Below are 25,897 nucleotides of genomic sequence, written 5' to 3' on the forward strand. Positions count from 1 at the left end.
TGTGTGTCTTACAGTTTGTCGATGTCCGCCACGCGCCGGCCCGCCAGCGCCGCGCGGATGCTCTTGTCCATGCGGCGCGCGGCGAAGGCGTCGGTCGCATGCGAGAGCGTTTCGGTCGCGGCCTTGATCGCCGCCTGATCGTCTCCGGCCGCCTTCTCGCGCAGATCGGCCAGCAGCGCGTCGATGCGGGCGCGCTCCTCGGCGTCGAGCAGTTCGGCGTCGGTCTGCAGCGCGCTGTCGATCGCCACCAGCAGGCGCTCGGCTTCGACCTGCTGCTCACGCAGTGCGCGTGCGCGCATGTCCTTCTCTGCAGCGCCGAAGCTGTCCTGCAGCATGCGCGAGATGTCGTCGTCGGCCAGGCCGTAGGACGGCTTGACCTCGATCGACGCTGCGACGCCTGAATGCATTTCCTGCGCCGAGACCGCGAGCAGCCCGTCGGCATCGACCTGATAGGTCACGCGAATGCGCGCCGCGCCGGCGGCCATGGGCGGAATGCCGCGCAACTCGAAGCGCGCGAGCGAACGGCAGTCCGACGCCAGTTCGCGCTCACCTTGCAGCACGTGAATGGCCATGGCCGTCTGGCCGTCCTTGAACGTGGTGAATTCCTGGGCGCGCGCCACCGGAATCGTCGCGTTGCGCGGAATGATCTTCTCGACCAGACCGCCCATGGTCTCGACGCCGAGCGAGAGCGGGATGACGTCGAGCAGCAGCCAGTCGTCGCCTTCGGGCTGATTGCCGGCCAGCAGGTTCGCCTGCACGGCGGCGCCAAGCGCCACGACCTGATCCGGATCGAGATCGATCAGCGGCTCGCGGCCGAAGAAGTTCGCCACCGCGGCGCGTACCTGGGGCATGCGCGTGGCGCCTCCCACGAGCACCACGCCCTTGACGTCCTCCGGGCCCATGCCCGCATCGCGCAACGCCTTGCGCATCGGGCCGATCGTGCGCTGCACGAGCGGTGCGCCGAGCGCCGTGAATTGCTCGCGCGTGAGCTGTAGCGCCACGGCGCGATCACCGGACAGCGTAAGGCTGATGCCTGCCTGCTCGGCGTCGGTCAACGTTTCCTTGGCCGTGCGCGCATGATCGAGCAGCGTGCGAACGTCCTCCGGCGTGAGCGAGGCGGGATCGAGACCGGCTTCGGCCACGGCCCAACGGTAGATCACCTGATCGAAGTCGTCGCCGCCGAGCGCCGAATCGCCGCCCGCGGCGAGCACTTCGAAAACCCCCTTCGTCAGACGCAGGATCGAGATATCGAACGTGCCGCCGCCCAGGTCGTAGACGGCGTAGAGGCCTTCGGCCGCATTGTCGAGGCCGTAAGCGATTGCCGCGGCCGTCGGTTCATTGAGCAGACGCAGCACGTTCAGGCCGGCCAGGCGCGCGGCATCCTTGGTGGCCTGGCGCTGCGCGTCGTCGAAATAGGCCGGCACCGTGATCACGGCGCCGACGAGCTCGTCGCCCAGCGTGTCCTCGGCGCGCTGGCGCAGCGTGGCAAGAATCTCGGCGGACACTTCCACCGGGCTCTTCACGCCGCCGGCGGTGTTCATCTGCACCATGCCGGGCGCATCGACGAAGTCGTAGGGCGCGTTGTCGGCATCGGCCACATCGGCCAGCCCCCGGCCCATGAAGCGTTTGACCGAGACGATGGTGTTGCGCGGATCGAGGGCGGCCGACGCCTTGGCGTCGTAGCCGATCTGCGTGCGCGGGCCGCCCAGGTAGCGAACGACGGACGGCAACAGCACGCGGCCCTGCTCGTCGGGAAGGACTTCGGCCACACCGCTGCGCACGGCGGCCACGAGCGAGTGCGTGGTGCCCAGGTCGATGCCCACGGCGAGTCGCCGCTGGTGCGGCGCGGGGGACATGCCGGGTTCGGAAATTTGCAGAAGGGCCATGACTTTGCAATGCGGGCGACGCGCTCGCGCGTGCGCCCTGTTCTCAAGCGGTTCTCAATGACATGTGACGGCGCCGCACCGGGCCGTCACGCGTTTTCCAGCATTTCGATGCGGTGTCCGACGTCCTCTTCGGCACGCGCAATGAACATCAGTTGCCGCACGGCTTCGGCCGCCGGCTGCCACGCGGCGCTGTCGAGCCATTCGGCGAGCTTGGCGAGCCGCACACGGCGGTCCTCGCGCAACGAGCGGGCCAGGGCGTCGAGCGCGTCGACGTTGCGCGCGGCCACGGCGTCGTCGATCGCCTCGCGCCATTCCATCTGCTGCATCAGAAAATCGGGGGCCATCGCGGTATTGTTCTCCGCGCCCACGTCGATGCCCTGCAGCGAGAGCAGATAGGTCGCGCGCTGCAACGGATCGCGCAGCGTGCGATACGCGGCGTTCGCCTGCGCGGCCCACTGCATGGCCACGCGCCGCTCGGCGTCGCTCGCGCTTGCAAAGCGATCCGGGTGCACACGCGACTGCACGGCGCGATACGCGGCGTCGAGCGCGTCCATGTCGAGCGCGAAGCGCTGCGGCAGCTCGAACAGCGTGAAATAGTTGTCAGTCAATGCACTCATCGCGCACTCATCATTCCGTCAGGGACGCCGGCGCGAACGGTGTTCACACCCGCGCACCCGTAAAAAAAGCGGCTCGCGCCGCCTTGTTGCCGCCGCTACCGCTGCGCCGTCATCGAGGATCGGGCGCCTCGCCGCGCTCGCACTTGCGGCATCGCAGCGTGGCGCCGAGCATCGCTTCGCGGCCCGCCGCGCTTTGCGTCCACGTCCGGATCTGCCATGGCGGCAGATGCCGGACATGTTGCCCGTGCCCGCAGGCCAGTCGAGCCACCCAATGGCCCTCCTCGTCCTGCCGAAAGCCGACGATCTCGCGCGCCGGCGCCAACTCAGACGCGGAACGACTCGCCGCAGCCGCATTCATCCTTGACGTTCGGATTGTTGAAGCGGAATCCTTCGTTCAGGCCTTCGCGAGCGAAGTCGAGCTCGGTGCCGTCGATGTAAGGCAAGCTCTTCGGGTCGACGATCACCTTCACGCCGTGGCTCTCGAAAACCGTGTCTTCGCCCGCCACTTCATCGGCGTATTCCAGCTTGTAGGCCAGGCCCGAGCAGCCGGTCGTCTTCACGCCCAGCCGCAGGCCCACGCCCTTGCCGCGCCGCGTGAGATAACGCGATACGTGCTGCGCGGCCTTCTCGGTCAATGTAATGGCCATCTTTGCCTGATTCCTTTATCCGTCGCGCCGCTCAGGCGGCCTCGGGGGTTGCTGCCGCCGCGCCGTGCTTCTGCTTGTAATCGGCCACGGCCGCCTTGATGGCGTCCTCGGCCAGGATCGAGCAGTGAATCTTCACCGGCGGCAGCGCCAGTTCCTGGGCGATCTGCGTGTTCTTGATCTCGAGCGCCTGATCCAGCGTCTTGCCCTTGACCCACTCGGTCACCAGCGACGACGAAGCGATCGCCGAACCGCAGCCGTAGGTCTTGAACACGGCGTCTTCGATCACGCCGGCCTCGTTCACGCGGATCTGCAGCTTCATCACGTCGCCGCAGGCCGGCGCGCCGACCATCCCCGTGCCGACGCTCTCGTCGCCCTTTTCGAACGAACCGACGTTACGCGGGTTTTCGTAGTGATCCAGAACTTCCTTGCTGTACGACATGGCTAACTCCTTGAATGCTCAGTGTGCGGCCCACTGGATCGAATTGAGATCGACCCCGTCCTTGTACATTTCCCACAGCGGCGACAGGTCGCGCAGCTTGCCGATCTTGCTCTTGAGCAGGTCGACCACGTAATCGATTTCCGCCTCGGTCGTAAAACGCCCCACGGTGAAGCGGATCGAGCTGTGCGCCAGTTCGTCGTTGCGGCCGAGGGCGCGCAGAACGTAAGAAGGCTCGAGCGAGGCCGACGTACACGCCGAACCCGACGACACCGCCACATCCTTGATCGCCATGATGAGCGACTCGCCTTCGACGAAGTTGAAACTGATGTTCAGGTTGTGCGCGACGCGACGCTCCATGTCGCCGTTCACGTACACCTCTTCCATTTCGCTCAGACCGCGCAACAGACGGTCGCGCAGTCCGCGAACCCGCTCGTTTTCCGCGGCCATTTCCTCACGCGCGAGCCGGAACGCTTCGCCCATGCCCACGATCTGGTGAGTGGCCAGCGTGCCCGAGCGCATGCCGCGCTCGTGACCGCCGCCGTGGATCTGGGCCTCGATACGCACGCGCGGCTTGCGACGCACGTACAGCGCGCCGATACCCTTCGGGCCGTAGGTCTTGTGCGCCGAGAACGACATCAGATCGACCTTCAGCGTTGCCAGATCGATCGGCATCTTGCCCGTGGCCTGCGCGGCGTCGACGTGGAAGATGATGCCCTTCTCGCGGCAGATCTCGCCGATCGTGGCGATGTCCTGGATCACGCCGATTTCGTTGTTCACGGCCATGACCGAGACAAGGATCGTGTCCGGGCGCAGAGCGGCCTTGAACACTTCGAGATCGAGCAGACCGTCTTCCTTGACGTCCAGATACGTGACTTCGAAGCCTTCGCGCTCGAGCTCGCGCATGGTGTCGAGCACGGCCTTGTGCTCGGTCTTCACCGTAACGAGGTGCTTGCCCTTGCCATCGTAGAAGTGGGCAGCGCCCTTGAGGGCGAGGTTGTTCGATTCGGTGGCGCCCGACGTCCAGACGATCTCGCGCGGATCGGCGTTCACCAGCTTGGCGACTTCCTCACGCGCCTCTTCCACCGCCTGCTCGGCAGCCCAGCCAAACGAGTGGCTGCGCGAGGCAGGGTTGCCGAACTGCTCGCGCAGGTACGGCAGCATCTTGTCCACCACGCGCGGGTCGATCGGCGTGGTGGCGCTGTAATCCATGTAGATGGGAAGATTGAGGGTGTCGTTTTTCATGGGGTGCTCCAGGATCGTGCCGTGGCGCCTGTTATGAACGGGCCATATCGAAGACCGAATTGGGAATGCGCGCCGCAACGGTCTGAGGGTTGGTACCGGACTCGCGCGTGTCGCGCAGGACAGCCTGCTGGGCCTGCTTGCTGCGCTGCTGCTCGACGAGGTCGCGCAGCGAAACGGAATCGAGATACTCCACCATCTTCTGGTTGAGCGTCGCCCACAGCTCGTGCGTCATGCAGTGGCCGCGATGGCCGTCCTGGCCCTTCTCGCAATTGCCCTTGCTGCCGCATTGGGTGGCATCGAGCGGCTCGTCGACCGCAATGATGATGTCCGCGACCGTCACCTCTTCCGCGCGGCGCGCAAGGCTGTACCCGCCGCCCGGACCGCGGACGCTTTCCACGATTTCGTGGCGACGCAGCTTGCCGAACAACTGTTCCAGATAGGAGAGGGAGATTCGCTGACGCTGACTAATGCCCGCAAGCGTCACGGGACCCGCGTCCTGGCGCATGGCCAGGTCGATCATCGCCGTGACGGCGAAACGGCCTTTCGTGGTAAGTCTCATGATGATGCAGGGGATTAATCTCGACTATTTTCGTCAAGTATAAATTCCCTACGAATTTAGTCAAGTACTTCTGGCCCATTTTTTGCAAAAGTTCCCGCGCCCGTTTGGGAGAACTCTTATTTTTCGGGACGCGGATCCGCCCGCGGGGTGCGCGGAGGAAACAACAGCACCAGGGGATTGCGCAGCACGGCGCGCCAGATGGCGCGGTGGATTTGCCGGCGGTCGCCCAGACGCAGTGGACGCGAACGGAGCGCCATGTGAAATGCTAACGCAAAACTGACCCCGACGTTGAGCAGGGCCATTGCCCCCACGCCCGCCACGGCCAGCCACAGCGCGGAGTCGCGCAGCACCGGCGGGCCGAGCACGCCGACGGACGTGGCGATGGCCCCCGTCGAGAGCGTGACGTGGCGCACCTCGAACGGCAGCGCGAACGCCGTCAGCACGGCGGGCACGAGCCCCAGCATGAAGCCGAGCGTCAGGTTGCCGAGCACCGGCGCGACGTGACGGCGGCATGCGTCGGCCAGCCGGGCGGCGCCGTTGCGGCCGAGGACGAACCGCACGCGCCGGTTGTAGGCCAGCACGTCGCCAATGCCGTGCAGCGCGAACCAGTTGTCGGCCCAGCCCGAGATCAGGCTGGAACACCAGAGGAGTACGCCAGTCAGTGCCGCGAAGAACGGCGTCACGCCAAGAATCGAGAACGACGCGAGCGTCGCGTGCGCCTTTTCCGGGGCAATCGTGTTCATGCCGAGCGCGGCCGACACGGCCCATTGCACCAGCAGACAGAACGGGAACACCATTGCCAGGTTGCCGAAGATAGCGGCGGCCTGCGTGCGCACGAGGGCGATCACCTCGCCCACGAAGGCGTCCATGCCGGCGGGCGTATCGACGTCGTCGAGCTTGCTGGCGATGGCCGGCGCGGTCATGGCCGGCTGCTTGGTCGCGAGCGTGAAGTGGCAAAAATGCATGAACAGGAAGCACGCGGCGTAGTTGGCGCCCGCAAGGAAGCCTTCGACGATCGTCGGCAGATGCGCGCTCGTGATCAGGAACTTCACATAGACGGTCACGACGGTCACCAGGCCCCCGCCGCAGGCCATCTTGAGCATGGCGAAATACTCGCTGCGATTGCGCGCGATGTAGTGCTCGCCCGTCTCGGCGCTGCGCTCGACGACCTTGCGCGCGAGCAGCCCGAACGAGGTACGCGCCAGCTCGCCCACGCTCTGGCTCGCCCGGTTGGCGCGAACGAGGTCGGCGAGCAGGCGCACGCGCGCCGCGGCCCGATCGCCGGGCTCGCCGGATGTGAGCCACGCCTCGAGCAAGCGCTCGAGACGGCGGATGCGCGCCTTGGCGCGCTCCACTTGAAACACGATGTCGACGCTCACGCCGTTCTCGTCGAGATGGGCGTACACCTGACGCACCGCGCGAGCGCAGTCATCGAGCAGCGCGCGAAATACGTTGATTTGCTGCACGAAGCGCTGCGAGGCCGGCGCGCCGTGCACGAATTCCTCGCCGGCGTCCTCCAGTGCCTGCATGGCGCGCCCCAGCCGATAGAACGGCGAGTCCGTCACGCGTGGATAAGTCAGGCGCGAGCGCACCGCCTGCGACAGCCCCGTCGACGCGATCTGGTCCACGAGGTGATGCATGGCCGCGAGCAGATCCTGTGCGAACGGGTTCCAGTCACTGTCCGTTTCCTCCGCTTCCCCTTCGTGCAGCAAGGCGATCAGGTCGGCGAGCAGTTCGGGCGGGATGGCGGCAATCCAGTCCGCGGCATCGCCGTCGGGAAACATCAGCGAGCACAGCGCAGAGAGATCGCGTCGCGTGGGCGGCGGCGGAATGAGCGCCTTTTCGATACGTTCGACGAGCGCGCCCCAGAAGCCGGGGCGTACCGGCATGCCCGTGTCGCACAACAGCGAAATGGCGTCGCTCTCGTTGATGATGCTCCGCAGCGTGCGGGCAACCGGCAGTCGCCAGGCGGGGTTGCGCTCGAGCATCTGCAGGAGGTAGCGCAATCGCGTATGCGGACGGTAGCGTGCGGCCTGCCCTGCGCCGCGCGCCTCGTTGACCAGGGCGCCGCGCTTCTGGACCCAGTGTGCCAACTCGATCAGCCATTGATTCCTCACGGCCAGCGGCGCGGCCGGATCGGCATGCGCGAGCAGTTCGTCGAGCTGATGGCCGGCATGGCGCGAGGCGCGCCACTTACGCCAGTACGAGGTGAGCGAGTTGAGCATCTATGGGGCGATCGGAAAGGAGACGGGAAAAAACGAGAACAGGAGACGTGAAGGCAACGGACGCAGGCAGGTCGCACAGACGGCGACGCATGCGCGGGTTCAGGCAAATACGCAAGCCGCGCGCCGGGCGAATGGCTGGCCGAATGATAGCCCCATCCGTGGTCAGCGGGAAAGCGGCGTCCCAGCCGCCGCAGGGTGCGTTCGGGCGCTTGGGCCTCGGTTCGAGCGCCGCGGTTCGCGGCCTGCGACCACGCCGCATCGACGCGGCGCGTCATGTGCCGGGTAATGACGAGGGAATGACGAGGGAATGACGAGGGAAATCGACGACGGTAATGGACGGCGGTAATGGACGACGGTAATGAGCGCCGGTAATGTGGTGCGGCGATGAGCGGCGACTTACTTGCTCTGCGCGTCCTGCCTGAGCCGCTCGAGCAAGCCGTCTAGGCCGTCCTCGATGTAGTCGAGCACCGTCTCGAAGCCCTGTTCGCCGCCGTAGTATGGATCGGGCACCTCGGTGGCATCGTGTCGCGTGGCGAAATCCATCAGACGCACGATTTTGTGACTTTGCCCGGCCGGGCAGCGCGCCATGAGCTCCGCGACGTTCGCATCGTCCATGGCGACGATCCAGTCGAAACGCTCGAAGTCGCCGGCCTCGACACGGCGGGCGACCAGCGCGCTCAGATCGTAACCCCGGCGCCTGGCCGCAGCCTGCGTTCGCACGTCGGGGGCGTGCCCCAGGTGATAACTGTGCGTGCCCGCCGAATCCACCTCGACGAGTCCGGACAGTCCGGCCTCGGCCAGACGATGACGAAAAATACCGTCCGCGCTCGGCGAACGGCAGATGTTGCCCATGCAAACGAACAGAACCGACGTCTTCTTCATTCGTGATATTCGTGTTGTTTCCCGCGTGCCGGGCCCAGGCCCGACTCAAACCTTCGGCCCCAGTTCGGCCTCGCTCGCGCCGTCCGTGCCGAACACCAGCGCCTTGACGTGCAGCAATTGGTCGCGCACCTTCGCGGCCTTCTCGAATTCGAGGTTGCGGGCGTGTTCCTGCATCTGCTTCTCGAGCTTCTTGATCTCGCGCGCCAACTGCTTTTCCGACATGTCCTGGTAGTGCGCCTGCTCCTTCGCTTCGGCGAGTTCGGCCTTCGCATCCTGCGGATCGTAGACGCCGTCGATGATGTCCTTGATGCGCTTTTTCACGCCCTGCGGCACGATGCCGTGCGCCTCGTTATGCGCGATCTGCTTGGCACGTCGACGCTCCGTCTCGCTGATCGCCCGCGCCATGGAATCGGTCATCTTGTCCGCATAGAGGATGGCCGTGCCGTTCACGTTGCGTGCGGCGCGCCCGATCGTCTGGATGAGCGAGCGCTCCGCGCGCAGAAACCCTTCCTTGTCGGCGTCGAGAATCGCGACGAGTGAAACTTCCGGAATGTCGAGCCCCTCGCGCAGCAGGTTGATCCCCACCAGCACGTCGAATGCGCCGAGCCGCAAATCACGGATGATCTCCACGCGTTCCACGGTATCGATGTCGCTGTGCAGATAACGGACCTTCACGCCGTTGTCGGAAAGGTATTCGGTGAGCTGCTCGGCCATGCGCTTCGTGAGCGTGGTGACGAGCACGCGCTCTTCGACGGCGACGCGCTTGTTGATCTCGGAAAGCACGTCGTCGACCTGAGTACGCGCGGGGCGCACGATGATCACCGGATCGATCAGCCCCGTGGGCCGCACCACCTGCTCCACCACCTGGCCCGTGCGCTGCTTTTCGTAGTCGGCCGGCGTGGCCGACACGAAGATCGCTTGACGCATCTTGCGTTCGTATTCGGCGAATTTGAGCGGACGGTTGTCCAGCGCCGACGGCAGACGAAAGCCGTAGTTGACCAGATTCTCCTTGCGCGCCCGGTCCCCGTTGTACATGCCGTTGAGCTGGCCAATGAGCACATGCGACTCGTCCAGGAACATCAGGGCGTCGGGCGGCAGATAGTCGACGAGCGTGGGCGGCGGCTCGCCCGGCGCAGCGCCCGACAGGTGGCGCGAATAGTTTTCGATGCCCTTGCAAAAGCCCAGCTCCTGCAGCATTTCGAGATCGAAACGCGTGCGCTGCTCGAGCCGTTGCGCCTCGACGAGCTTGCCTTCCTTGTAGAAGTAATCGAGCCGCTCGCGCAGTTCCTCCTTGATGGTCTCGATGGCGCGCAGTACGGTGTCTCGCGGCGTCACGTAGTGCGAGGACGGATACACCGTGAAGCGCGGCACCTTCTGCCGCACGCGCCCGGTCAAGGGGTCGAATAGCTGCAACGTGTCGACTTCGTCGTCGAACAGCTCGACGCGCAGCGCCAGCTCGGCATGCTCCGCCGGGAAGATGTCGATCGTGTCGCCGCGCACGCGGAACGTGCCGCGCCCGAAATCGGTCTCGTTGCGCGTGTACTGCATGGCGATCAGGCGCGCGATGATCTCGCGCTGCCCCATCTTGTCGCCCTGGCGCAGCGTCAGGATCATCTGATGGTATTCGTTGGGATTACCGATACCGTAAATCGCCGACACCGTCGCCACGATCACCACGTCGCGGCGCTCGAGCAGGCTTTTGGTCGCCGACAGGCGCATCTGCTCGATGTGCTCGTTGACCGACGAATCCTTCTCGATGAACAGATCGCGCTGCGGCACGTAGGCCTCGGGCTGGTAATAGTCGTAGTACGAGACGAAGTACTCGACGGCGTTGCGCGGGAAGAACTCGCGGAACTCCGAGTACAGCTGGGCGGCCAGTGTCTTGTTCGGGGCGAACACGATGGCCGGGCGCCCCAGGCGCGCGATGACGTTGGCCATCGTGAAGGTCTTGCCCGAGCCGGTCACGCCGAGCAGCGTCTGGAACGCCAGGCCGTCCTCGACACCTTCGACCAGTTGCTCGATGGCCGTCGGCTGGTCCCCGGCCGGCGGAAACGGGCAGTAGAGCTGATAAGGCGAATCCGGGAACGTCAGGAACTTGCTTTCGTCGAGATCGTTGTCAGCCGCAGGGGTCATGGCGGGGTGCGAGCATGAGGGACGGAATCTGCCATTCTAGCGCGTCGGGCCGATCCCTGACGCCGATGGGTGACATGGACAAGCCTGCGCGCTTGCCCCTCGCGGATGCGCGCCGGGCCGAGGCCGCGCAGCCAGTGCCCGGCGTGCGCGCGCCCGCCAAACTGGCCGCCGCCCGCCGCCCGCCGAGTTTCCGCCATTTCGTCAATTTCTGGCATTGTTTGGCAGTTTTCGTGCCGAAATACCACCAAATCGCGCCCAAACCGCACACAGGCGCCCGGCATTCACCACAAGCGCGGTCAATCTTGGCTAAAATAGCCCGTTGGGCCGATGCCGTGCATGTCGCGACCGGCCCGCTGCACTTTCCTACTACCTGCTTCGAGCCGTCGAAATGACTCTCTTCTCCGCTGTCGAACTCGCTCCGCGCGACCCCATCCTTGGCCTGAACGAAGCCTACAACGCCGATCACCGCACCAATAAGGTGAACCTGGGCGTGGGCGTGTATTTCAACGCGGAAGGCAAGCTGCCCCTGCTCAAAGCCGTCAAGGCAGCGGAAGAACAACGCGTGGCCGCGGGCCTGCCGCGTGGCTACCTGCCGATCGAAGGCATTGCCGCCTACGACAAGGCCGTCCAGGAAATGCTGTTCGGCAAGGACTCGCCCGTGCTGGCCGAAGGCCGCGTGATCACCGCCCAGGCGCTGGGCGGCACCGGCGCGCTGAAGATCGGCGCCGACTTCCTCAAGCAGTTGACGCCGAACGCCAACGTCGCCATCAGCGACCCGAGCTGGGAAAACCATCGCGCCCTGTTCACGCAAGCCGGCTTCAACGTCATTTCGTACCCGTACTACGACGCCGCCACCCACGGCGTGAACCTCAAGGGCATGCTCGAGCGTCTCGGCGAAGAGCCGGAAGGCACGATCGTCGTGCTGCACGCCTGCTGCCATAACCCGACCGGCGTCGACCTGACGATGGATCAGTGGACGCAAGTCGTGGACGTCGTAAAGGCCCGCAAGCTGGTGCCGTTCCTCGACATCGCCTATCAAGGCTTCGGTGACGGCATCGACGCCGACGCCGCGGTGGTGCGCCTGTTCGCCTCGGCCGGCCTCAACTTCTTCGTATCGAGCTCGTTCTCGAAGTCGTTCTCGCTGTATGGCGAGCGCGTCGGCGCCCTGTCCATCGTCACGGCCAGCAAGGACGAATCGGCCCGCGTGCTCTCGCAACTCAAGCGCGTGATCCGCACGAACTATTCGAACCCGCCGACGCACGGCGGCTCGGTCGTCGCCGCCGTCCTCGGCAACCCGGAGCTGCGCGCCCTGTGGGAAGAAGAGTTGGCCGAAATGCGCGAGCGCATCCGCGACATGCGCCTGAAGCTGGTCGAAAAGCTGCGCGCCAAGGGCGTGGAGCGCGACTTCTCGTTCGTGATCAAGCAGCGCGGCATGTTCTCGTACTCTGGTCTCACGGCCGACCAGGTGGAGCGTCTGCGCGAGGAATTCGGCATCTATGCCGTGAGCACGGGCCGCATCTGCGTGGCCGCGCTCAACGACGGGAATATCGACCACGTGGTCGATGCGATCGCCGCCGTGCTGAAGTAATCCGCTTCGACGCCCGCGACGTGAAAGGCCCGCCGTCCCGGCGGGCTTTTTTTATGCGCCTTTGCTGCAATGCAGCATCGATAGTTAATGACAATCGATGAAATAAGCTCAGACTATCGATCTGATGCGCAAATGCCATATATCAGGGTTATGCTGCGTTGCACAGCCGCGCTAAACGGTTGCATAATTCCCTCATCCTCCGCCTCAGGGCACACAACATGCTGTATCAGATTCATGAGTACAACCGCGCGTGGCTGAACCCCCTCACCACGTGGGCAAAGGCCGCTGCGACGACTTTCGTCAACCCGGGCAGCCTCCTTGCCATGATGCCCGGGGCCCCGCGCATCGCCGCCGGATACGAACTGCTCTACCGGCTCGGCAAAGACTACGAAAAACCCGAATTCAACATCAAGGCGGTGGAGGTCGACGGCCATAACATCCCGGTCGTGGAAATGACCGCGATGGAAAAGCCGTTCTGCCGTCTGCTGCGCTTCAAGCGCTATGCCGACGACGCGAGCGCCGTCGGCCAGCTCAAGGACGATCCGGTCGTGCTGGTCGTGGCGCCGCTCTCGGGCCATCACGCCACGCTGCTGCGCGATACGGTCCGCACGCTGCTCAGAGACCATAAGGTCTACATCACGGACTGGGTCGACGCGCGCATGGTGCCGGTCGAGGCCGGCCCCTTTCATCTGGACGACTACGTCGCCTACATCCAGGAGTTCATCCGCCACATCGGCGCGGAGAACCTCCACGTGATTTCGGTGTGCCAGCCGACCGTGCCCGTGCTTGGCGCGATCTCGCTCATGGCCTCGAACGGCGAGACGACGCCCAAGACGATGACGATGATGGGCGGCCCGATCGACGCCCGCAAGAGCCCGACGTCGGTCAACTCGCTCGCCACCAACAAATCCTACGAGTGGTTCGAGAATCACGTGATCCACCCGGTGCCGGCAAACTATCCCGGCGCGGGCCGCATGGTCTATCCCGGCTTCCTGCAGCACGCGGGCTTCGTCGCGATGAATCCGGACCGCCACCTGAAGTCGCACTGGGACTTCTATCTCGATCTGATACGCGGCGACAACGACGACGCGCAAGCCCATCGCCGCTTCTACGACGAGTACAACGCCGTGCTGGACATGGCTGCCGAGTACTATCTCGACACGATCAAGACGGTGTTCCAGGACTTCAGCCTCGCGCGCGGCACGTGGGACGTGGCCGGCCAGCGCGTGCGTCCCCAGGACATCAAGACGACGGCGCTCTTCACCATCGAAGGCGAGCTCGACGACATCTCGGGCAGCGGCCAGACGCAGGCCGCACACGACCTGTGCACGGGCATTCCGGCCAAACGCCGCTCCCACTTCACGGCGCCCTCGTGCGGCCATTACGGCATCTTCTCGGGCAGCCGCTGGCGCAATGTGATTTACCCGCAGATCCGCGACTTCATCGCAAAACACGGCTGACGGGCAGTTGCAGCGGCTGCGGCGGCTCCCTGACTCCCTTTCGCACCCCCATACGAAAACCGCCGCGAGGGCCTCGGCTCTCGCGGCGGTTCCGTTTGGGATTCGCGCAAACGGCAGGGCGGGTCAGCGCGCACGCAACGCATCCATTAGCATCTGCGTATTGAAGTCCGTGTACGACTCGCGCTCGTCTTCTTTCGCGTAATCACGGCCCATCACGATGGCCAGCGTATGGCGATTGGACATCACGTAATAGCCCATCGCGGAGATCGTCACGTAAAGCGAAATCGCATCGATGCCCTGGCGGATCTCGCCGCTGGCCTGGCCGCGGGCGAGCGTCTGCTTGAGCAGATCGACGATGGGCGAGACCTGTTGAGGGATCTCGCTCGACTTCTTCATCGAGTCGGCGCCGTGGAGATTCTCGTTGTTGATGAGGCGGATGAGTTCCGGGTGCTCGGCGTAGTAGTCCCAGACGAAATGCGCCAATTCGGCGATCGCTTGCAGCGGCGGGAGCGCATCGAGCTTGAGCGCGTGCTCCGCGCGATTGAATGCGCCGTACACTTCTTCGAGCACTGCCAGGTAGAGCCCGTCCTTGGAACCGAAGTAGTAATACAGCATGCGTTCGTTGACCTCGGCGCGGCGCGCGATGCCATCCACGCGCGCACCGCTGGAACCGAGTTCCGCGAACGCTTGCGTCGCGGCATCGAGAATGCGCTGGCGGGTGCGTTCGGGGTCGCGTTTGATCTTCGATGCTGATGTGGTCATGATCGGCCGGTCGTTCTCAACGGGCGGAATTATGGCACATCGGTTTCAGGGTTTTCATAAAATGAAGGATAATTCGAGTTTCCGCTGAATCCCCCACAAAAGTCGTGTCCGAAGTCAGCGCGCTCGCGCAGCGCATCGATGCCTTATTGCCCCAGACGCAGTGCACCAAGTGCGGTTATGCCGGCTGCCGTCCCTATGCCGACGCCATCGCGAGCGCCCAGGCGAGCTATAACCAATGCCCGCCGGGCGGTGCGCAAGGCGTCGCACGGCTGGCCGGGCTGCTTGGGCGTCCCGTCATCCCGCTCAATCCGGAGAATGGCGCGGAACGTCCGCGTCCGCGCGCCGTCATCGACGAATCGCTGTGCATCGGCTGTACGCTGTGCCTGCAGGCCTGCCCGGTCGACGCCATCGTCGGCGCCGCCAAGCTCATGCACACCGTGATCGAGGACCGCTGCACGGGGTGCGATCTGTGTGTGCCGCCCTGTCCCGTCGACTGCATCGACATGGTGCCGGTCACGGGCGAGCGCACCGGCTGGGATGCCTGGACGCAGGCGCAGGCCGACCAGGCGCGCGCGCACTACGAAGCCCATCTGGCGCGCCTCGCCAGGGACAAGGCCGAGCGCGAAGCGCGTCTGGCCGCCCGTGCGGCGCGCGTCGCGCCAGTTGCCCCCTCTTCCCCCCCTTCCGCCTCGGCGGCGCCGGCGCCCGGCGGCGAACCGCCTGCCGCGGCCGTGAAGACCGCCGGCATCGCGGCAGACCTCGCGAGCACCGCGCCCGCGGGCGCCGCCCACGACGAAGCGGCTGCCGCCGCCGCGCGCAAACAAGCCATCATCCAGGCAGCACTCGAACGGGCTCGCCAGAAGAAGGCCGCGCTGGCCGCCCAGGGGTTAGGTCCGAAGAATACGGAGAACGTGTCTGCCGACGTGCAAGCGCAGATCGACGAAGCCGAAGCGCGGCGCAAGCGGCTCGGGCTCACCAAGCCATAGGCGTGGCCCATGCGCCGTCCCGAAAGACCAGACAGCCTCCACACGCCCATTCAGAACAACACCAATCTCGCGCGCCACACGCCATGAACGACGCCAAACGCCGTGCCCTGTTCGAGACGCTGCAGCAACTCAATCCGAATCCGACGACCGAACTCGAATACACGTCGCCGTTCGAGCTGCTGATCTCCGTGCTGCTCTCCGCGCAAGCGACCGACGTGTCGGTCAACAAGGCCACGCGCAAGCTGTATGCGCACGCCAACACGCCGGCAAAGATGATCGCGCTCGGCGAAGCCGGCGTGGCCGACTACATCAAAACGATCGGCCTGTATCGCACGAAGGCGAAGAACGTGATCGCCACGTGCGAGTTGCTGCTCGCCCGGCACGGCGGCGAAGTGCCGCGCTCGCGCGAAGCGCTCGAGGCGCTGCCGGGAGTGGGCCGCAAGACGGCGAACGTCGTGCTCAACACGGCGTTCGGCGAGGACACGATCGCCGTGGACACGCACATCTTCCGCGTGGCGAATCGCACCGGGCTCGCCCCCGGCAAGGACCCGCTGGCGGTGGAACTGGCGCTCGAACGTGTCACGCCGCCCGAGTTCCGGCACGACGCACACCATTGGCTGATCCTGCACGGCCGCTACGTCTGCAAGGCGCGCAAGCCCGAGTGCTGGCATTGCGCGATCGAGCCGCTGTGCGATTTCCGCCCGAAGACGCCCGCGCCGACGGCATGACGCGCGGCCCACGCCGGCGTAGACGGCAACCGGCGGCCGAAACGACAACGGGCGGTCCCGACTTCTGGCCGCCCGCTGCGTCTTGCCTTCTGCTCGCCGGCACGCTTGCGCCATGGCCCAAGCGCGAAATCAGAGGATGCGCGCGGCCTCGTCGAACGACAGGCGCGGGTTGCGCGGGAACAGCTTGGCGTGATCCCCGTAGCCGAGGTTGCAGATGAAGTTCACCCGCCAGTCGGTGCCGGCGAAGAAAGTGTCGTTGACCTTCTGCGCGTCGAAACCGGCCATCGGGCCGCAGTCGAGCCCCAACGCGCGCGCGGCCAGAATGAAGTATCCGCCCTGCAGCGAGCTGTTCATGTGCGCCGCGCCGGCTGCCTTGGCGGCATCGCCCGAGAACATCGGCACCATCCGGTCGGCGCCGTTCGGGAACAGCCGCGGCAGGTGCTCATAGAACTTCAGGTCGTAGGCGATGATCGCCGTTACCGGGGCGGTGCGGGTCTTCTCGACGTTGCCCGGCGCCATGCACTCGAGCAGCCGGGCCTTGGCTTGCGCGCTTTTCACGAACACGATACGCGCCGGCGTGGTGTTGGCCGACGTCGGGCCCCACTTCACCAGATCGTACAGTTCGCGCAACGTCTCGTCGCTCACGGGCTTGTCGAGCCACTCGTTGTGGGTACGGGCCTCGGTGAACAGTTGGGCGATGGCTTCTTTGGCAATGGTGCTCATGAATAATGACCTCGGGTGATGAGTAGCGAAACGTCGGGCGATTTTACCGTCGCGGCGCCGCGCGCGCAGGCGATCGAAAATACCCGGCCAGATCAGGCGGTTGTCGCGGCGCCTCGCGCCGAGAGCCAGAGCACGCCGGCCAGAATCAGCGCGCCGCCGCCGAGCTGCGCCGCGCTCAGCGTTTCACCCAGCAGCATGGCCGCGAGGAGCACCGTCACCACCGGCTCAAGCGTCGAGAGCATCGAGGCGCGCCCCGCGCCCAGACGTTGCAGTCCGGCGAAGAACGTGAGGATGGCGACGACGGTCGAGCACACCGCGATCGCGGCAAGCGCCGCCCAGCCGCCGGCCCCGGTCGGCCACTGCAGCGACAGGCCTTGCGAGGCGCGCACGGCGGCCATCGCACCGAAGGAAACCGTCGCCGCCAGACAGACTAGCGTGGCCGTCGCGCGGGCGTCGACGCCCCGCGTGAGGCGTGCGCCGATCACGATATAGCCCGAGTAGATCAGCGCCGCGGCCACCGCGAGCGCCATCCCCAACGGCTGCCCGCGCCCGCCGCCGACCGTCAGCGCGGTGCCGAGCGAGCACAGCACCAGCGCGCCGAGTTTCACGGGCGTGAGGCGCTCATGCAGAAAGATCGCCGCCAGGATCGTCACGAAAACCGGATACAGGTAAAGCAGCAGCGCCACGAGGGACGCCTGCGCATACTGAAGCGCCCCGAAGAAGCACAGCGATTGGCCGACGTAGCCGATGCCGCCCATCAGTGCAATGCCGAGCGCCTGACGCCGCGACGGCAACGGCACTCGCTGCACCCGGCACCAGATCAGCAGCAGCACGCTCGCTACGAAGAAGCGAAACAGCAGCATCGCAAACAGATCGGCGCCCGAGGCCGCGGCCGCCCGCGCGAAGATTGCCATCGCCCCGAACGCCGAGGCCGACACGGCGATCAGCGCCACGCCCGCCCAGGCCGATGGCGGGGGCGCCGGGGGCAGGACGGGGGCGGCGGAGGCGCGGGGGCTTTGCGACATGATTGGGAAAATTGAGCGACAATACAGCGTGTTTTATGGGCGTTGCCGGGCAGATCGCCGGTCGGCGCCGGCGCGATCCGCCATTGTAGCCACGGCGCGGCGCGCCGCAAGATGCCTCACCAGAACCACGGAGTCCCCATGTTCAATCCGAGCCGCGACGAAGTCCGGCAATTCTTCTGCACCACCTGGCAAAAACAGCGAAGCGGCAGCATTCTCACCCCGCTCGAGACCATGGCGGCCGACTGGATTCAGGAGCACCCGGAATATCACGACGCGCTGGCCGATACCGAGGAGGCCGGCGCCCGCGACTATCCCCCCGAGGCCGGGCAGACCAACCCGTTCCTGCATCTGTCGATGCATCTGGCCATCAGCGAGCAGGTATCGATCGACCAGCCGCCGGGCATCCGCGCGGCCTACGAGAAACTGACGCAGCGCCTCGACTCGCCGCACGAGGCGCAGCATCGCATCATGGAGTGCCTCGGCCAGACGCTCTGGGAAGCGCAGCGCAGCGGCCAGCCGCCGGACTCCGACGCCTATCTGCAGCGCATCGAGCAACAGGCCTCGCGCTGAACGCAGTGTTTGGGCCACAAACGCAAACGACGGTCGCTCTCCGAGCGGCCGTCGGCGCTTGTGCCCGCTTGTGCCCGCTTGCGCACTCCCCTTGCCGGCCGGCACCGGCAGGCACGTCGTATTACTTCTTCGTCACGAGATCGCCGGGCAGCGACTCGATATAGGCCGAAATGTCCCGCAACTCCTGCGAGGTGAACGGACGTGGCTTGCCGTCCTTGTCGACCGTCGCCGGATTGGACATTACCTGCGTCTTCATGATCGCGTTGCTGCGGCCATACACGAGGCTGTGCTCGTTCTGATAGGCGCGCAGCGCGTTGTAGACGTAATCCGCATACTGGCCGGCCAGTTTCGGGTACTCGGGCGAGATCGGGGCGTTCAGGTTCGCGCCGTGGCAGCTCGCGCACATGCCCTTGTCGACAAGCGCCTTGCCATTGGCGACATTGCCGGCCGCGGCGACGCCGCCGCTCCAGCCGGCGAGCATGGCGCCGAGCGTCAGGGATGCCGCCGCAGCGGCCTTGGTCATCGCATGCATCGAATGCTTCATCGTGTTCTCCTCAGCCACGCACGTTTTACTTTTGGGGATTGACCGGCGTCGACGACGTCTGCGCCGCGTAATAGGCGGCGATGTCGACGATATCCTGCTCGGTCAACGTGGCTGCGATGCCATGCATCGTCTGGAACTTGCGATCGCCCTTGGCGTACTCCTTCAGGGCGTTCTCGATGTATTTCGCATTCTGCCCGCCGATCCGGGGCACGTGATACACCTCCGGAAACGCGGTGCGATAGTCGGGAATACCGTGGCAGCCGATGCACATGGCCACCTTGTCCTTTGCCGCCTCTGCGTTGGGCTTGAGTTCGGCCGCGTGAAGCGCAGTGAACGACGTGCTGCCGAGCGCCAGCGCCATCATCGTGAGGAACTTTTTCATGGTCTTCTTGGGAACGTTTTTGGTTGGAATACCGGTCCGCAACACGCAGGCTGACGTCCCGACTCCAAGGCCGCCGACCTGTGAAAAAAGCAATCGATTGTAACCCACACCCTTGCGGTCGCAAACTCGGGGCTGACCCGCACAGTTCTCCGAAGTTTTTTCGCAAGCCCTTGATGCCAATGCACATTTCCGCGATGCGAGCGAGCCGTATGCGCAATGTCTTATACTGAACTTTTTCTCTGCCCGGCCGCCCGGCCGGCAGTTTGCGGACGGCACAGACAATGCGCTTCGAAGGCTCTTCCCAGTACGTCGCCACCGACGATCTCAAGCTCGCCGTGAACGCGGCGGCTACCCTGCAGCGACCCCTGCTCATCAAGGGCGAACCCGGCACCGGCAAGACCATGCTCGCCGAGGAAGTCGCCGCCGCGCTCGACATGCCGCTGCTGCAATGGCACGTGAAGTCCACGACCAAGGCGCAGCAGGGCCTGTACGAGTACGACGCCGTCTCGCGCCTGCGCGACTCCCAACTGGGCGACGAGCGCGTGCGCGACATCGCCAACTACATCGTCAAGGGGGTGCTGTGGCAGGCCTTCGAGGCCGACCGGCCCACGGTGCTGCTCATCGACGAAATCGACAAGGCCGACATCGAGTTCCCCAACGACCTGCTGCGCGAGCTCGACCGCATGGAGTTCTACGTCTACGAGACGCGCCAGCTCGTCAAGGCGCGCCACCGGCCGCTCGTGATCATTACGTCGAACAACGAGAAGGAACTGCCCGACGCCTTCCTGCGCCGCTGCTTCTTCCACTACATCAGGTTCCCCGACCCCGCGACGATGCAATCGATCATCGACGTGCACTTCCCGAACATCCGCCGCGAGCTGGTCAATGCCGCGATGGCAACCTTCTTCGAGGTGCGTGAGATCCCCGGACTCAAGAAGAAGCCGTCGACCTCGGAGCTGATCGACTGGCTCAAGCTGCTCATGGCCGAGGAGATCGGCCCCGAAGCGCTGCGCAGCCCCGACAACAAGCTGGCGATTCCGCCGCTCGCGGGCGCACTGCTCAAAAACGAGCAGGACATGCATCTGTTCGAGCGCCTCGTCTTCATGAACCGCGCCAACCGGTAAGCGCGCCGCCGTCATGCTGATCGACTTCTTCTACACCCTGCGCGCCGCAAAACTGCCGGTCTCGGTCAAGGAATTCCTAACGCTGCTCGAGGCCCTGCAGCGGCAGGTCATCGCGCCTTCGCTCGACGAGTTCTACTACCTCGCACGGCTCTCGCTCGTGAAGGACGAGAAGCACTACGACAAGTTCGATCAGGCGTTCGGCGCGTATTTCAAGGGCGTGCAGCAGATCGTCGACGCTTCGGGCGAAGTGCCGCTCGACTGGCTCAGAAAGCGCATGCAGCGCGAGCTCTCGCCGGAAGACAAGGCGCGCATCGAGGCGCTCGGCGGCCTGGACAAGCTCATGGAGCGGCTCAGGCAACTCCTCGAGGAACAGAAGGGCCGGCACGAAGGCGGCAGCAAGTGGATCGGCACGGGCGGCACGTCGCCGTTCGGCAACGGCGGCTTCCATCCCGAAGGCATCCGCATCGGCGGCGAGAGCAACGGCAATCGCACGGCGGTAAAAGTGTGGGACCAGCGCACCTACCGCGACTACGACGACACGGTCGAGCTCGGTACGCGCAACATCAAGGTCGCGCTGCGCCGGCTGCGCAAGTTCGCGCGCGAGGGCGCTGCCGAGGAACTCGATCTGGACGACACCATCCGGTCGACAGCGGCCAACGCCGGCTGGCTCGACCTGAAGCTGGTGCCGGAGCGGCACAACAACGTCAAGGTGCTGATGCTGCTCGACGTGGGCGGCTCGATGGACGACCACATCGCGCGCGCCGAAGCGTTGTTCTCGGCGGCAAAGTCCGAATTCAAGCACCTCGAGTTCTACTATTTCCACAACTGCGTCTACGACTATCTGTGGCGGCAGAACCGTCGCCGCCACAACGAGCGCTTCGACACGTGGGACGTGCTGCGCAAGTACCCGGCCGACTACAAGCTGATCTTCGTGGGCGACGCCACGATGAGCCCCTACGAGGTGCTGCAGCCCGGCGGCTCGGTCGAGTACAACAACAAGGAAGCCGGCGCGGTGTGGCTGCGCCGCTTCATCGACCGGTTCGCGCACCACGTCTGGCTCAATCCCGAACCGGAAGCGATCTGGCCGTATCGGCAGTCGATTTCCGTCATTCGCGAGCTGTTCGCCAACCGCATGTACCCGATCACGCTGGCCGGCCTCGAATCGGCCATGCGCGTACTAAGCAAGTAAGGCGGGCCGGCACGCCACCCGGCACACCGCGGCGCGGGGCCGGCATCGCAGGGCGTTGCGGCCCAGCCCACAGACAGCGCGCCCGCCTGTGGGCGCACACAACAACATACTTCGAGGCACTTTCCTATCATGACGTCCAGTACGACTCCCGTCCCACCGCTGCGGCCGTGGTCGGACACCTCGCCGTCGGCCATCGTCGCCGGCTTCGTCGCGATGATGACCGGCTACACCAGCTCGCTGGTCCTGATGTTCCAGGCCGGTCAGGCCGCGCACCTCTCGTCCGCGCAGATTTCGTCGTGGATCTGGGCGCTGTCGATCGGCATGGGCGTGACGACCATCGGGCTGTCGCTGCGCTATCGCACGCCGGTCGTCGTGGCCTGGTCGACGCCGGGCGCTGCGCTGCTCGTCACGTCGCTGCCCGGCGTGCCGTATGGCGAGGCCATTGGCGCGTTCATCGTGTGCAACGCGCTCATTGCACTGTGCGGCCTCACAGGCGGCTTCGAGACGATCATGCGGCGCGTGCCGCCCGCGCTCGCCTCCGCGCTGCTCGCGGGAATCCTGTTTCGCATCGGCCTGGAGATCTTCGTCGCCGCGCAGCACCAGACCGCGCTCGTGCTGTCCATGTTCTTCACCTATCTCGTGGTCAAGCGCTTCGCGTCGCGCTACGCGATCCTGCTCTCGCTCGTCGTCGGTACGGCAGTGGCGGGCAGTCTCGGCCTGCTCGATTTCAGCCACTTCGACATCGCCCTGGCGAAGCCCGTGTGGACCACGCCGTCGTTCTCGCTCTCGGCCACGATCAGCATCGCCATCCCGCTGTTCGTGGTCGCGATGGCCTCGCAGAACGTGCCGGGGCTGGCGGTGCTGCGCGCGGACGGCTACAGCGTGCCCGCCTCGCCGCTGATTTCCACCACGGGCATCACGTCGGTAGTGCTCGCGCCGTTCGGCTCGCACGGCATCCATCTCGCGGCGATCACCGCGGCCATCTGCACCGGCCGCGAAGCGCACGAAGACCCCGCCAAGCGTTACACGGCCGCCGTGTGGTCGGGCGTGTTCTATCTCGTGGCGGGCACGTTCGGCGCGACCATCGCGGCGCTCTTCGCGGCGTTTCCGAAGGCCCTCGTGGTGTCGATCGCCGCCCTGGCGCTGTTCGGCTCGATCATGAACGGCCTGGCCAATGCCATGCAGGACACCAGACAGCGCGAAGCGGCGCTCATCACGTTCATGGTGACGGCCTCGGGCCTCACGCTGCTGTCGATCGGCTCGGCGTTCTGGGGCCTGATCGCCGGTGTGCTGACGCTGGCGATCCTGCAATGGCACCGCGCATGAGCGAGCGCGCGGGGCGCGGCCGGAAGTGTCTGAAGAAGGGGCGCCCGGCAGTGCTGCCGTCGGGCCGTGCGCCGGCGTGCGCGTGGCGCCGAAGTGATACCATTCGGCCCGCAACGTTTTCCGAAATCAACGCAAACGCAGGAGTAGTCTCACCATGGCAGTGATCGAACCGACCCCGGTCTTCAAGGACAACCTCGCCCGGATGGCGGCCATCGGCAGCAGCATCGACGGCATCGCGCGCATCGAGCTGCGCGACGGCTCGGGCGCTGTCGTGGGCACCATCGAGAACGCGCCGGGCAAGCAGGGTTCGCTCGCCGTCTACCACTACCTCAAGCAGGCCTTCGGCACACTTGACGCCAAGGCCGCCGAGCACGCCCTCGCGGTCTTCGGCGAACACACGGCTGACGCGCGCAACCGGCCCGGCGCGCATCCGAACGTGGACCGCCTGCTCGCGATCGTCGGCGGCGGGGCCGCGCTCACCATCGACGAGATCGCCGCCTGAGGTTGCGCGGCGCCGGTATCGCCGGTTCAGCGCCCGCCGCGCGCGAGTCGTGAGGGACTCGCCATGCGCAACGTCAGATCGTCAGCACCGGGCCGCCGTCGCCATTGGCCGAGCGAAGCTGCTTGACCCAGCGCTTGGCCGGCAGCCCCGTTGCGGCTTGCACGACATTCGCGCGCGCTTGTACGTCCTTCCATGCCACCGACAGCCGCGGGCCATTGAAGGCCAGCGCAATGACGTTGCCGTCGTGCACTTCGGGGAACTCGATCACACGATTGTCGAACGCCTGACGCAGACGGCGAATGTTCTTCGGATAGCTGTCGTGGTCGCCGAACAGGTTCATCGTGAGCATGCCCGGCTCGCGCAGCGTAGCGCGGCAGGCCTTGTAGAACGCCGGTGTGTCATGCACGGGACCGCGCGCCGTCGCGTCATACAAATCCACCTGCAGCACATCCACGCTGCCGTGATTGGCGGCGTCGGTGACGAAATCCCACGCGTCGGCCTCGATGACCTTCAAACGGCGCGAATCGTCGGGCAGGCCGAACATCGTGCGTGCGGCGACCACCACGGCCGGATTCAACTCGACGGCCGTCACCTGCGTGCGCTCGAACTGCCGATGCGAGAACTTGGTGATCGAGCCCGTGCCGAGCCCGAGCTGCACCACGTGCCTGGGCGCCTGCATGAACAGCAGCCACGCCATCATCTGTTGCGCGTATTCCAGCTCGATGCGATCGGGCCGGGACAGACGCATCGCCCCCTGCACCCATTCCGTGCCGAAATGCAGGTAACGCACGCCACCCAACTCGGAAAAAGTCACCGGCGCGAAACGCGGCGTGTAGCCGGGACGCGGCGCACGGGCGGCGCGCTCGTCACTGACGAACGCTTCGGCTTCGATGGATTTGCGTTTGATGAGGGTCATGTGTCCTTCTGTAAAGCTCGGGAAATTCCGATGGGTCCGCATTGTACCGGGTTCGCGGGCGACGGCTGCCGCGAGTGTCACTCGCGTATCGGCTACCGCGATCGCGCTCGGGCGGCGACTTCAGGCCGATGGCGAGGTGCCGAGCCACTCGCGCAGCACGAGCCAGGCCTCGCGCTTGGTCGCATACGGCACGGTGTAGGCGGGACTGCTCGACGGCAGCAGGACGACGGGCAGCGTCAAGCCAGCCCGCGCCAACGCGCGCTGCCCGATGCGCGCCGCGGTGCCGCCGTTGAACGCGACCGCACGCAGTGCGGGCAGCGTGGCGATCAGGCCCGCCAGGTCGCTACCGGCGTGCAGACGAATGTTGCTGTCGAGGCTGCCTTCGCGCCGCGCTTCGGCCACGACGTCCCATAACCCCACGCGATGCGCGCGCAACGCCTCGAGCCGATGCGCATACGGCAACGTCGGCAGCGGTTCGTCGATCACCTCGCCCACCAGATGCCAGAAGCGGTTTTGCGGATGCGCGTAGTACTGCTGGTGCGCGAGCGACACCTCGCCGGGCAGGCTGCCGAGGATCAGCACGCGCGTGCGGTCGTCCACAACGGGCGGGAAGTTGCGCTTGAGATCACCCACGCCGGACGGCATCCCGGCGCCATCGGTGCCATCGGCACGAGTGGCACGAGGGGTACGAACGATATGGCGGCTCATGGATTTCGGCATGGCGGCAAACGATGGCGTGGCCGTCAGCCTTCGGCCCGCACGCGCTGCGCGGCCTGCAGGCGGCGCCAGAAGCGCGGCAGGAACGCCTCCGTGACGAGCAGCGGCGCACCGTGGCGCACGAACACCGAGCGCCGCGCCCACAGCCGCGCATGCGGATGCTCGCCGACGAGCGGGTCGCGCGCGTCGTGCCGCGCCCGGGCGTGCAGCAGATGCCGCGGCCCCAGCGGGCACGATACCAGCATCGAGCGCGACACCGTGGGATCGTGGTAGAGCAGATCCGCGAGCGGGCGCGTGCGCAGTCGGCGCATCGCCTGCCAGATCGAGCGGCTGTACGCGAGCGGCGTGACGCTATGAGCCGCGACAACCGGCTCGCCGTCGACCAGCAGAATGACGTCGCGGGCCCACATAGGGGTGCGCAGCGGCACGCCGATCGCGCGGCACTGGTCCGCATCGGCCGGCATGACGCGCTCGGCGACGACGCGCACGCTCACGCGCCCGAGCGCGGCCAGGTGACGCGTGAGCGCACCGCCGCGCGTCAACCAGTCCTTGTGATGGCGCGAGAGCGCCGGTGACGGAACGGCCTGCCAGCGCCGCCCGCTTGCATCGAATCGGAAAGTCATGGCTCGGCATTATAAAGGCGTGGGGCCGCGGCCCGCCGGCCACGTCGCCGCACGGCAAAAAGCCCTCGCGCCATGACAGCGCGAGGGCTTGGGGCCGACCTC

At 65.9% G+C, this 25,897-nt stretch carries 28 protein-coding genes; 10 read left to right on the forward strand and 18 right to left on the reverse strand.

The window, feature by feature from the left end; genetic code table 11:
* Positions 1 to 8 precede the first annotated feature (8 nt).
* The 10 genes from hscA to uvrB form a co-directional block, all read right to left on the reverse strand.
* On the reverse strand, positions 9 to 1,886 hold the full coding sequence (gene hscA / locus CDN36_RS03165; RefSeq protein WP_150555001.1) for a Fe-S protein assembly chaperone HscA: 1,878 nt from the start codon (positions 1,884 to 1,886) through the stop codon (positions 9 to 11).
* A gap of 86 nt (positions 1,887 to 1,972) precedes the next feature.
* On the reverse strand, positions 1,973 to 2,503 hold the full coding sequence (gene hscB, locus CDN36_RS03170; protein WP_150555000.1) for a Fe-S protein assembly co-chaperone HscB: 531 nt from the start codon (positions 2,501 to 2,503) through the stop codon (positions 1,973 to 1,975).
* Positions 2,504 to 2,612: 109 nt separating this feature from the next.
* Positions 2,613 to 2,861, reverse strand: a complete 249-nt coding sequence (locus CDN36_RS03175; protein WP_287495971.1) for a DUF3565 domain-containing protein — start codon at positions 2,859 to 2,861, stop codon at positions 2,613 to 2,615.
* Entirely contained in the window at positions 2,827 to 3,150 is a 324-nt protein-coding gene (gene iscA / locus CDN36_RS03180; RefSeq protein WP_023596698.1) for an iron-sulfur cluster assembly protein IscA, read from the reverse strand. Before iscA ends, CDN36_RS03175 begins: the two co-directional genes overlap by 35 nt.
* A gap of 31 nt (positions 3,151 to 3,181) precedes the next feature.
* The gene (gene iscU, locus CDN36_RS03185; protein ID WP_150554998.1) at positions 3,182 to 3,589 is read right to left on the reverse strand and encodes a Fe-S cluster assembly scaffold IscU; all 408 of its coding nucleotides are present in this window, start codon (positions 3,587 to 3,589) and stop codon (positions 3,182 to 3,184) included.
* 18 nt (positions 3,590 to 3,607) lie between these two features.
* Positions 3,608 to 4,831, reverse strand: coding sequence for an IscS subfamily cysteine desulfurase (locus CDN36_RS03190; RefSeq protein WP_150554997.1), 1,224 nt, complete (start codon positions 4,829 to 4,831; stop codon positions 3,608 to 3,610).
* Positions 4,832 to 4,862: 31 nt separating this feature from the next.
* Positions 4,863 to 5,390 (reverse strand): Fe-S cluster assembly transcriptional regulator IscR, encoded by a 528-nt coding sequence (gene iscR / locus CDN36_RS03195; protein ID WP_150554996.1) that lies wholly within the window; start codon positions 5,388 to 5,390, stop codon positions 4,863 to 4,865.
* 116 nt (positions 5,391 to 5,506) lie between these two features.
* The gene (locus CDN36_RS03200) at positions 5,507 to 7,615 is read right to left on the reverse strand and encodes a site-specific recombinase (RefSeq protein WP_287495972.1); all 2,109 of its coding nucleotides are present in this window, start codon (positions 7,613 to 7,615) and stop codon (positions 5,507 to 5,509) included.
* A 396-nt stretch (positions 7,616 to 8,011) separates the two neighbouring features.
* Positions 8,012 to 8,497, reverse strand: coding sequence for a low molecular weight protein-tyrosine-phosphatase (locus tag CDN36_RS03205; RefSeq protein ID WP_287495973.1), 486 nt, complete (start codon positions 8,495 to 8,497; stop codon positions 8,012 to 8,014).
* A 45-nt stretch (positions 8,498 to 8,542) separates the two neighbouring features.
* Entirely contained in the window at positions 8,543 to 10,630 is a 2,088-nt protein-coding gene (gene uvrB, locus CDN36_RS03210) for an excinuclease ABC subunit UvrB (protein ID WP_150554994.1), read from the reverse strand.
* Between the two features lie 74 nt (positions 10,631 to 10,704).
* Here uvrB and CDN36_RS03215 point away from each other — a divergent pair, with 74 nt between their 5' ends.
* The 3 genes from CDN36_RS03215 (at position 10,705) to CDN36_RS03225 (ending at position 13,678) form a co-directional block, all read left to right on the forward strand.
* Positions 10,705 to 11,022 (forward strand): hypothetical protein, encoded by a 318-nt coding sequence (locus tag CDN36_RS03215; RefSeq protein WP_287495974.1) that lies wholly within the window; start codon positions 10,705 to 10,707, stop codon positions 11,020 to 11,022.
* Entirely contained in the window at positions 11,019 to 12,218 is a 1,200-nt protein-coding gene (locus tag CDN36_RS03220) for an amino acid aminotransferase (protein ID WP_150554992.1), read from the forward strand. The genes CDN36_RS03215 and CDN36_RS03220 overlap by 4 nt, the downstream gene beginning before the upstream one ends.
* Before the next feature lie 218 nt (positions 12,219 to 12,436).
* Positions 12,437 to 13,678 carry a polyhydroxyalkanoate depolymerase gene (locus CDN36_RS03225; RefSeq protein WP_150554991.1) on the forward strand — a complete coding sequence of 414 codons (1,242 nt, stop codon included), beginning with the start codon at positions 12,437 to 12,439 and terminating at the stop codon, positions 13,676 to 13,678.
* Between the two features lie 123 nt (positions 13,679 to 13,801).
* On the opposite strand, the gene CDN36_RS03230 is transcribed toward CDN36_RS03225, so the two are convergent.
* Positions 13,802 to 14,440, reverse strand: coding sequence for a TetR family transcriptional regulator (locus CDN36_RS03230; RefSeq protein WP_287495975.1), 639 nt, complete (start codon positions 14,438 to 14,440; stop codon positions 13,802 to 13,804).
* Positions 14,441 to 14,544: 104 nt separating this feature from the next.
* On the opposite strand from CDN36_RS03230, the gene rsxB reads away from it, so the two are divergent.
* Both rsxB and nth read left to right on the forward strand, forming a co-directional pair.
* Positions 14,545 to 15,426: an electron transport complex subunit RsxB gene (gene rsxB, locus CDN36_RS03235; RefSeq protein ID WP_287495976.1), complete on the forward strand. Its 882-nt coding sequence runs from the start codon at positions 14,545 to 14,547 to the stop codon at positions 15,424 to 15,426.
* An 83-nt stretch (positions 15,427 to 15,509) separates the two neighbouring features.
* Entirely contained in the window at positions 15,510 to 16,154 is a 645-nt protein-coding gene (gene nth / locus CDN36_RS03240) for an endonuclease III (protein WP_150554988.1), read from the forward strand.
* Positions 16,155 to 16,283: 129 nt separating this feature from the next.
* On the opposite strand, the gene CDN36_RS03245 is transcribed toward nth, so the two are convergent.
* Both CDN36_RS03245 and CDN36_RS03250 read right to left on the reverse strand, forming a co-directional pair.
* Positions 16,284 to 16,877, reverse strand: coding sequence for a malonic semialdehyde reductase (locus tag CDN36_RS03245; RefSeq protein WP_150554987.1), 594 nt, complete (start codon positions 16,875 to 16,877; stop codon positions 16,284 to 16,286).
* Positions 16,878 to 16,969: 92 nt separating this feature from the next.
* Positions 16,970 to 17,902, reverse strand: coding sequence for a DMT family transporter (locus tag CDN36_RS03250; protein WP_287495977.1), 933 nt, complete (start codon positions 17,900 to 17,902; stop codon positions 16,970 to 16,972).
* Between the two features lie 111 nt (positions 17,903 to 18,013).
* Here CDN36_RS03250 and CDN36_RS03255 point away from each other — a divergent pair, with 111 nt between their 5' ends.
* Positions 18,014 to 18,472, forward strand: coding sequence for a DUF1841 family protein (locus tag CDN36_RS03255; RefSeq protein WP_370749926.1), 459 nt, complete (start codon positions 18,014 to 18,016; stop codon positions 18,470 to 18,472).
* Between the two features lie 121 nt (positions 18,473 to 18,593).
* On the opposite strand, the gene CDN36_RS03260 is transcribed toward CDN36_RS03255, so the two are convergent.
* Both CDN36_RS03260 and CDN36_RS03265 read right to left on the reverse strand, forming a co-directional pair.
* A complete protein-coding gene (locus CDN36_RS03260) occupies positions 18,594 to 18,995 on the reverse strand; it encodes a c-type cytochrome (protein ID WP_150555147.1) in 402 nt (133 codons plus the stop codon).
* 46 nt (positions 18,996 to 19,041) lie between these two features.
* Positions 19,042 to 19,398, reverse strand: a complete 357-nt coding sequence (locus CDN36_RS03265) for a c-type cytochrome (RefSeq protein WP_039410080.1) — start codon at positions 19,396 to 19,398, stop codon at positions 19,042 to 19,044.
* Positions 19,399 to 19,679: 281 nt separating this feature from the next.
* Here CDN36_RS03265 and CDN36_RS03270 point away from each other — a divergent pair, with 281 nt between their 5' ends.
* The 4 genes from CDN36_RS03270 (at position 19,680) to CDN36_RS03285 (ending at position 23,539) form a co-directional block, all read left to right on the forward strand.
* Entirely contained in the window at positions 19,680 to 20,522 is an 843-nt protein-coding gene (locus CDN36_RS03270) for an AAA family ATPase (RefSeq protein WP_150554984.1), read from the forward strand.
* 13 nt (positions 20,523 to 20,535) lie between these two features.
* Positions 20,536 to 21,711, forward strand: coding sequence for a vWA domain-containing protein (locus tag CDN36_RS03275; protein WP_150554983.1), 1,176 nt, complete (start codon positions 20,536 to 20,538; stop codon positions 21,709 to 21,711).
* Positions 21,712 to 21,840: 129 nt separating this feature from the next.
* On the forward strand, positions 21,841 to 23,037 hold the full coding sequence (locus CDN36_RS03280; protein ID WP_287495978.1) for a benzoate/H(+) symporter BenE family transporter: 1,197 nt from the start codon (positions 21,841 to 21,843) through the stop codon (positions 23,035 to 23,037).
* Positions 23,038 to 23,197: 160 nt separating this feature from the next.
* The gene (locus tag CDN36_RS03285) at positions 23,198 to 23,539 is read left to right on the forward strand and encodes a DUF2322 family protein (protein WP_287496003.1); all 342 of its coding nucleotides are present in this window, start codon (positions 23,198 to 23,200) and stop codon (positions 23,537 to 23,539) included.
* A 73-nt stretch (positions 23,540 to 23,612) separates the two neighbouring features.
* On the opposite strand, the gene CDN36_RS03290 is transcribed toward CDN36_RS03285, so the two are convergent.
* From CDN36_RS03290 to CDN36_RS03300, 3 genes are all read right to left on the reverse strand, one after another.
* A complete protein-coding gene (locus CDN36_RS03290) occupies positions 23,613 to 24,455 on the reverse strand; it encodes a class I SAM-dependent methyltransferase (protein ID WP_150554981.1) in 843 nt (280 codons plus the stop codon).
* Between the two features lie 120 nt (positions 24,456 to 24,575).
* Positions 24,576 to 25,100, reverse strand: coding sequence for a DNA-deoxyinosine glycosylase (locus CDN36_RS03295; RefSeq protein WP_150555145.1), 525 nt, complete (start codon positions 25,098 to 25,100; stop codon positions 24,576 to 24,578).
* A 98-nt stretch (positions 25,101 to 25,198) separates the two neighbouring features.
* On the reverse strand, positions 25,199 to 25,795 hold the full coding sequence (locus CDN36_RS03300) for a chorismate--pyruvate lyase family protein (RefSeq protein ID WP_150554980.1): 597 nt from the start codon (positions 25,793 to 25,795) through the stop codon (positions 25,199 to 25,201).
* Positions 25,796 to 25,897: the final 102 nt, after the last annotated feature.

It is taken from the genome of Pandoraea sp. CB10b_02 (assembly GCF_002216225.1).
Lineage (GTDB): Bacteria > Pseudomonadota > Gammaproteobacteria > Burkholderiales > Burkholderiaceae > Pandoraea > Pandoraea nosoerga.

Bases quoted from the DNA above. Each gene is read 5' to 3' on its own strand.
- CDN36_RS03190 (WP_150554997.1), bottom strand. From the start codon at position 4,831: ATGAAAAACGACACCCTCAATCTTCCCATCTACATGGATTACAGCGCC.
- hscA (WP_150555001.1), bottom strand. From the start codon at position 1,886: ATGGCCCTTCTGCAAATTTCCGAACCCGGCATGTCCCCCGCGCCGCAC.
- iscR (WP_150554996.1), bottom strand. From the start codon at position 5,390: ATGAGACTTACCACGAAAGGCCGTTTCGCCGTCACGGCGATGATCGAC.
- CDN36_RS03270 (WP_150554984.1), top strand. From the start codon at position 19,680: ATGCGCTTCGAAGGCTCTTCCCAGTACGTCGCCACCGACGATCTCAAG.
- CDN36_RS03280 (WP_287495978.1), top strand. From the start codon at position 21,841: ATGACGTCCAGTACGACTCCCGTCCCACCGCTGCGGCCGTGGTCGGAC.
- CDN36_RS03220 (WP_150554992.1), top strand. From the start codon at position 11,019: ATGACTCTCTTCTCCGCTGTCGAACTCGCTCCGCGCGACCCCATCCTT.
- CDN36_RS03215 (WP_287495974.1), top strand. From the start codon at position 10,705: ATGGACAAGCCTGCGCGCTTGCCCCTCGCGGATGCGCGCCGGGCCGAG.
- CDN36_RS03205 (WP_287495973.1), bottom strand. From the start codon at position 8,497: ATGAAGAAGACGTCGGTTCTGTTCGTTTGCATGGGCAACATCTGCCGT.
- hscB (WP_150555000.1), bottom strand. From the start codon at position 2,503: ATGAGTGCATTGACTGACAACTATTTCACGCTGTTCGAGCTGCCGCAG.
- CDN36_RS03290 (WP_150554981.1), bottom strand. From the start codon at position 24,455: ATGACCCTCATCAAACGCAAATCCATCGAAGCCGAAGCGTTCGTCAGT.
- nth (WP_150554988.1), top strand. From the start codon at position 15,510: ATGAACGACGCCAAACGCCGTGCCCTGTTCGAGACGCTGCAGCAACTC.
- CDN36_RS03245 (WP_150554987.1), bottom strand. From the start codon at position 16,877: ATGAGCACCATTGCCAAAGAAGCCATCGCCCAACTGTTCACCGAGGCC.
- CDN36_RS03275 (WP_150554983.1), top strand. From the start codon at position 20,536: ATGCTGATCGACTTCTTCTACACCCTGCGCGCCGCAAAACTGCCGGTC.
- CDN36_RS03200 (WP_287495972.1), bottom strand. From the start codon at position 7,615: ATGCTCAACTCGCTCACCTCGTACTGGCGTAAGTGGCGCGCCTCGCGC.
- CDN36_RS03175 (WP_287495971.1), bottom strand. From the start codon at position 2,861: ATGAATGCGGCTGCGGCGAGTCGTTCCGCGTCTGAGTTGGCGCCGGCG.
- CDN36_RS03250 (WP_287495977.1), bottom strand. From the start codon at position 17,902: ATGTCGCAAAGCCCCCGCGCCTCCGCCGCCCCCGTCCTGCCCCCGGCG.
- CDN36_RS03260 (WP_150555147.1), bottom strand. From the start codon at position 18,995: ATGACCAAGGCCGCTGCGGCGGCATCCCTGACGCTCGGCGCCATGCTC.
- CDN36_RS03255 (WP_370749926.1), top strand. From the start codon at position 18,014: ATGCCTCACCAGAACCACGGAGTCCCCATGTTCAATCCGAGCCGCGAC.
- CDN36_RS03265 (WP_039410080.1), bottom strand. From the start codon at position 19,398: ATGAAAAAGTTCCTCACGATGATGGCGCTGGCGCTCGGCAGCACGTCG.
- iscU (WP_150554998.1), bottom strand. From the start codon at position 3,589: ATGTCGTACAGCAAGGAAGTTCTGGATCACTACGAAAACCCGCGTAAC.
- CDN36_RS03295 (WP_150555145.1), bottom strand. From the start codon at position 25,100: ATGCCGTCCGGCGTGGGTGATCTCAAGCGCAACTTCCCGCCCGTTGTG.
- uvrB (WP_150554994.1), bottom strand. From the start codon at position 10,630: ATGACCCCTGCGGCTGACAACGATCTCGACGAAAGCAAGTTCCTGACG.
- CDN36_RS03300 (WP_150554980.1), bottom strand. From the start codon at position 25,795: ATGACTTTCCGATTCGATGCAAGCGGGCGGCGCTGGCAGGCCGTTCCG.
- CDN36_RS03225 (WP_150554991.1), top strand. From the start codon at position 12,437: ATGCTGTATCAGATTCATGAGTACAACCGCGCGTGGCTGAACCCCCTC.
- iscA (WP_023596698.1), bottom strand. From the start codon at position 3,150: ATGGCCATTACATTGACCGAGAAGGCCGCGCAGCACGTATCGCGTTAT.
- CDN36_RS03230 (WP_287495975.1), bottom strand. From the start codon at position 14,440: ATGACCACATCAGCATCGAAGATCAAACGCGACCCCGAACGCACCCGC.